A 4,363-nucleotide genomic window follows, 5' to 3' on the forward strand; every position below is an offset into this window, starting at 1 on the left:
AGCTCAGTCGAAAGACTGAGCTTTTTTGCGTTTTTGTCCTCCGGCGAGGGTGCCGGTACGCCTCCCCGGTGGCGCTGCGCTTACCGGGGCTACGGACCTTGCGGGTTCTGTAGCCCGGACCGGTACACCACATCACCACCGTTAGCGCCCCGCAATATTATTGCCTCTGTAATCAGGCAAGCCTTCCCCCGCCAGATACGGTAAACTAACGCCGATTTTGCATCAGGAAGCCACTATGAACCACTCCCTCAAACCCTGGAATACCTTTGGCATTGAGCGATCCGCCAATACGATAGTACGCGCCGAAACTGAACAACAGTTATTAAGCGCCTGGCAAACCGCTGTCGCGGCTGGCGAACCCACGCTAATCCTTGGGGAAGGCAGTAACGTCCTGTTTCTGAACGACTATGCCGGTACGGTGATCCTCAACCGAATTATGGGGATCGAGGTGAGCGAAACCCCGGATGCCTGGCGCTTGCACGTCGGCGCCGGCGAAAACTGGCATCAACTGGTGCAGTTCACGCTACAGCATGCGATGCCTGGTCTGGAAAATCTGGCATTAATCCCTGGTTGCGCAGGATCTTCGCCTATCCAGAATATTGGCGCTTACGGCGTCGAATTGCAGCGGGTTTGCGAATATGTTGACTGCATCGAGCTGGAAACGGGACGTAAACAACGCCTTTCCGCAGCGGAATGCCGTTTCGGCTATCGCGACAGCATCTTTAAACATGAATATCAGGACCGCTACGCCATCGTCGCGATTGGCCTGGCGTTAGAGAAAGCGTGGCGACCGGTGCTGAGCTACGGTGATTTAACACGTCTCGATCCGCAGACGGTCACCCCGCAGCAGGTATTCGATGCGGTCTGTCATATGCGAATGACTAAATTGCCGGATCCAAAGATTAACGGTAATGCTGGCAGCTTTTTTAAGAACCCGATCGTCAGCGCTCAGGTTGCAGAAGCGCTGCTGGCGCAGTTCCCTCATGCACCGCACTATCCGCAGGCAAACGGCAGCGTCAAGCTGGCCGCTGGCTGGCTAATCGATCAATGTCAGCTCAAAGGACAACGCATCGGCGGCGCGGCCGTGCATCGACAGCAGGCGCTGGTACTGATTAATGAAGATCAAGCGACCAGTGAGGATGTGATAAAGCTTGCCCATTACGTTCGCCAGCAGGTGGGTGCGAAATTCAATGTATGGCTTCAACCCGAGGTGCGCTTCATTGGAACGCATGGTGAAGTCAACGCAGAGGAGAGCATTGCGTGAAAGACCATACTATCCCTTTAACGCTAATTTCTATCCTTGCTGATGGTGAGTTTCACTCAGGTGAACAGCTTGGCGAGCAGTTAGGCATGAGCCGGGCGGCGATTAATAAGCATATCCAGACTTTACGCGACTGGGGCGTTGATGTGTTTACCGTACCGGGCAAGGGTTACAGCCTGCCAGAGCCTATTCATCTTTTGGATGAGAAAAAGATCTCCCAACAGATAGAGCATGGCCGAGTGACTGTCCTTCCGGTAATCGACTCCACTAACCAGTATTTGCTGGACAGACTGGATGAGCTGACGTCCGGCGATGCCTGCGTGGCTGAATATCAGCAGGCAGGGCGGGGTCGACGAGGCAGAAAATGGTTTTCCCCCTTTGGCGCGAATCTCTATCTCTCAATGTACTGGCGTCTGGAGCAGGGCCCGGCAGCGGCTATTGGCCTAAGCCTGGTGATCGGTATTGTGATCGCTGAAGTGCTGCAGCAATTCGGGGCCGAACAGGTTCGCGTGAAATGGCCGAACGATATTTATCTGCAGGATCGTAAGCTGTCAGGGATCCTCGTGGAACTGACGGGAAAAACGGGCGATGCCGCACAAATCGTCAGCGGCGCGGGTATCAACCTTGTGATGCGTCGCGTGGAGTCTGATGTCGTCAATCAGGGTTGGATCAGCCTTCAGGAAGCAGGGGTGGTCATCGATCGTAACCTCCTCGCCGCGCGCCTGATTAAAGAGCTGCGCCTGGGGCTGGAGCTGTTCGAGCAGGAAGGGTTGGCTCCTTATCTGCCGCGCTGGGAAAAACTGGATAACTTTATTCATCGTCCGGTAAAACTGATTATCGGTGATAAAGAAATTTATGGCATTTCCCGCGGTATTGACGCCCAGGGGGCGCTATTGCTGGAGCAGGATGGTGTGATAAAAGCTTGGGTCGGTGGTGAAATATCATTGCGCAGCGCAGAATAAAAAGGGAGCTTCGGCTCCCTTTGCTTTATTTCCGTAAGCGTACCTGATTAACGGAATGATTGGCGCTCTTGGTCATGATCAGGCTGGCGCGCTCGCGGGTTGGAAGGATGTTTTCCTTGAGATTCATTAGGTTAATCTCATTCCATAGCGAAGTGGCAATATCCACCGCTTCTTCCTTCGACAGCTTGGCGTAATTATGGAAATAAGAATCCGGGTCGGTAAATGCTCCTTCCCGGAATTTAAGAAAGCGGTTGATATACCAGCTTTTCAATAATTCTTCCGGAGCATCGACATAAATAGAAAAGTCGACAAAATCCGATACGAATACATGATGCGGATCGTGTGGATAATCCATCCCACTTTGCAGAACATTCAGTCCTTCAAGAATGAGAATATCCGGTTGCGCGACAGTTTTATCGCCGTCGGGAATAACATCATAAATTAGATGGGAATAAACCGGTGCAGTTGCCTGTGGTACTCCTGATTTGAGATCGGAGACAAACTTCACCAGCCGATGCATATCATAAGATTGCGGAAAGCCTTTCTTCTTCATTAACCCACGTTCTTTCAAAACCGAGTTAGGGTGCAAAAATCCGTCAGTGGTAATGAGTTCGACATGGCGATGCTCAGGCCAACGGCTAAGCAAGGCCTGCAGTACACGGGCGGTGGTGCTTTTACCTACCGCAACGCTGCCAGCTATGCTGATTATATAGGGAATTCGCTGACCGTTGGTGCCAAGAAATTGTTCGAGAACCGCCTGACGACGCAGGTTAGAACTAATATAGAAGTTGAGCAAACGCGACAGCGGCAAATAGATCTCAGCAACCTCTTCCAGAGAGAGATCTTCGTTGATGCCTTTTAACCGCGTGATTTCTTCCTCGGTTAACGTCATCGGGACAGAATCACGAAGTGCAGCCCATTGGTGGCGGTTAAATTGTAGGTACGGTGTCATTAACGTCTGCTCTTTTTGGCTCATAAGCATGTTCTTACCATCACCGAATACGTTGAAACGGCGATGCTTCACACGAGTTAATCAGGACAATGGGCAGGAGGGTAACACCAGATTGCCGGGAATAATAAGAAAAAAACTCATTGAATGCTGCTTTCTCGCGCCAGCGTCACAAGAGAGGAATAAGTTTCTTATGCTTTGCAAAGCATGGCCTTTGCTAACAGGATTGTGCTAACGGCCTGTTGCCTTTCAGTCTGCGGTCAGCATACGTTCCGGGTAAACGTGGATGACCGAAACCGCGCCTGCTGTGCTGTTTGCTGGCGATTATTTGCACTCCGTTGTTTGAAATTACACCGTTTTTTCGCGTAAGAGCACAAAATGTGAGCAAGAGAACGTTTTATGCAAATTTTTAGTTGCATGAACTCGCTCCTCTCCCTAGAATGCGCGCTACTTGATGCCGACTTAGCTCAGTAGGTAGAGCAACTGACTTGTAATCAGTAGGTCACCAGTTCGATTCCGGTAGTCGGCACCATAACAATTTGGGTGGGGTTCCCGAGCGGCCAAAGGGAGCAGACTGTAAATCTGCCGTCATCGACTTCGAAGGTTCGAATCCTTCCCCCACCACCACTTTCTGGCGACGCTTTGCGTAGCCGGAGTTGGTTGGGTAAACTAATCAGCTCAATACTACAGAGAGCAGTCTCTTTAGTATTACAGAAAGAACTGGGTAGCCGAGTTTCAGGATGCGGGCATCGTATAATGGCTATTACCTCAGCCTTCCAAGCTGATGATGCGGGTTCGATTCCCGCTGCCCGCTCCAGACGTGCTGATATGGCTCAGTTGGTAGAGCGCACCCTTGGTAAGGGTGAGGTCCCCAGTTCGACTCTGGGTATCAGCACCACTTCTTTTCTCTCCTTCCCTGTTTCTCTTCTGTTATGTTCATTCAACAAGTCGGGCATGTTGCCTGGTTGATGTGGTGATATCACCGATTTATCCGTGTCTTAGAGGGACAATCGATGTCTAAAGAAAAGTTTGAACGTACAAAACCGCACGTTAACGTCGGTACTATCGGCCACGTTGACCATGGTAAAACAACGCTGACCGCTGCCATCACTACCGTACTGGCTAAAACCTACGGCGGTTCCGCTCGCGCATTCGACCAGATCGATAACGCGCCGGAAGAAAAAGCTCGTG

Annotated in this window: 4 protein-coding genes and 4 tRNA genes; 7 read left to right on the forward strand and 1 reads right to left on the reverse strand. The window is 51.3% G+C overall.

Annotation, left to right across the window (positions count from 1 at the left end; genetic code table 11):
• Nucleotides 1-235: 235 nt before the first annotated feature.
• Together murB and birA are read left to right on the forward strand one after the other, a co-directional pair.
• Entirely contained in the window at nt 236-1,264 is a 1,029-nt protein-coding gene (murB, locus tag ABLX76_RS13705; protein ID WP_032454528.1) for a UDP-N-acetylmuramate dehydrogenase, read from the forward strand.
• Entirely contained in the window at nt 1,261-2,223 is a 963-nt protein-coding gene (birA, locus tag ABLX76_RS13710; RefSeq protein ID WP_080901933.1) for a bifunctional biotin--[acetyl-CoA-carboxylase] ligase/biotin operon repressor BirA, read from the forward strand. Before murB ends, birA begins: the two co-directional genes overlap by 4 nt.
• A gap of 25 nt (nt 2,224-2,248) precedes the next feature.
• Here the strand turns inward: birA and coaA are convergent, their stop codons facing one another.
• Nucleotides 2,249-3,199, reverse strand: coding sequence for a type I pantothenate kinase (gene coaA / locus ABLX76_RS13715; protein WP_032429237.1), 951 nt, complete (start codon nt 3,197-3,199; stop codon nt 2,249-2,251).
• 429 nt (nt 3,200-3,628) lie between these two features.
• On the opposite strand from coaA, the gene ABLX76_RS13720 reads away from it, so the two are divergent.
• From ABLX76_RS13720 to ABLX76_RS13740, 5 genes are all read left to right on the forward strand, one after another.
• Nucleotides 3,629-3,704, forward strand: a tRNA-Thr gene (locus tag ABLX76_RS13720).
• Between the two features lie 10 nt (nt 3,705-3,714).
• Nucleotides 3,715-3,799 (forward strand) — tRNA-Tyr (locus ABLX76_RS13725).
• A 115-nt stretch (nt 3,800-3,914) separates the two neighbouring features.
• Nucleotides 3,915-3,989, forward strand: a tRNA-Gly gene (locus ABLX76_RS13730).
• A 5-nt stretch (nt 3,990-3,994) separates the two neighbouring features.
• A tRNA-Thr gene (locus ABLX76_RS13735) sits at nt 3,995-4,070 on the forward strand.
• A gap of 115 nt (nt 4,071-4,185) precedes the next feature.
• Nucleotides 4,186-4,363, forward strand: a 178-nt coding sequence (locus ABLX76_RS13740) for a GTP-binding protein (protein WP_016831079.1), incomplete at its 3' end; no start/stop codon positions are given.

This window comes from Klebsiella sp. JB_Kp004, from assembly GCF_040065795.1.
GTDB classification, from domain to species: domain Bacteria; phylum Pseudomonadota; class Gammaproteobacteria; order Enterobacterales; family Enterobacteriaceae; genus Klebsiella; species Klebsiella quasipneumoniae.

What these genes read in the sequence shown, in the direction of transcription:
- coaA (WP_032429237.1), bottom strand. Translation starts at nt 3,199, where the DNA reads ATGAGCCAAAAAGAGCAGACGTTAATGACACCGTACCTACAATTTAAC.
- murB (WP_032454528.1), top strand. Translation starts at nt 236, where the DNA reads ATGAACCACTCCCTCAAACCCTGGAATACCTTTGGCATTGAGCGATCC.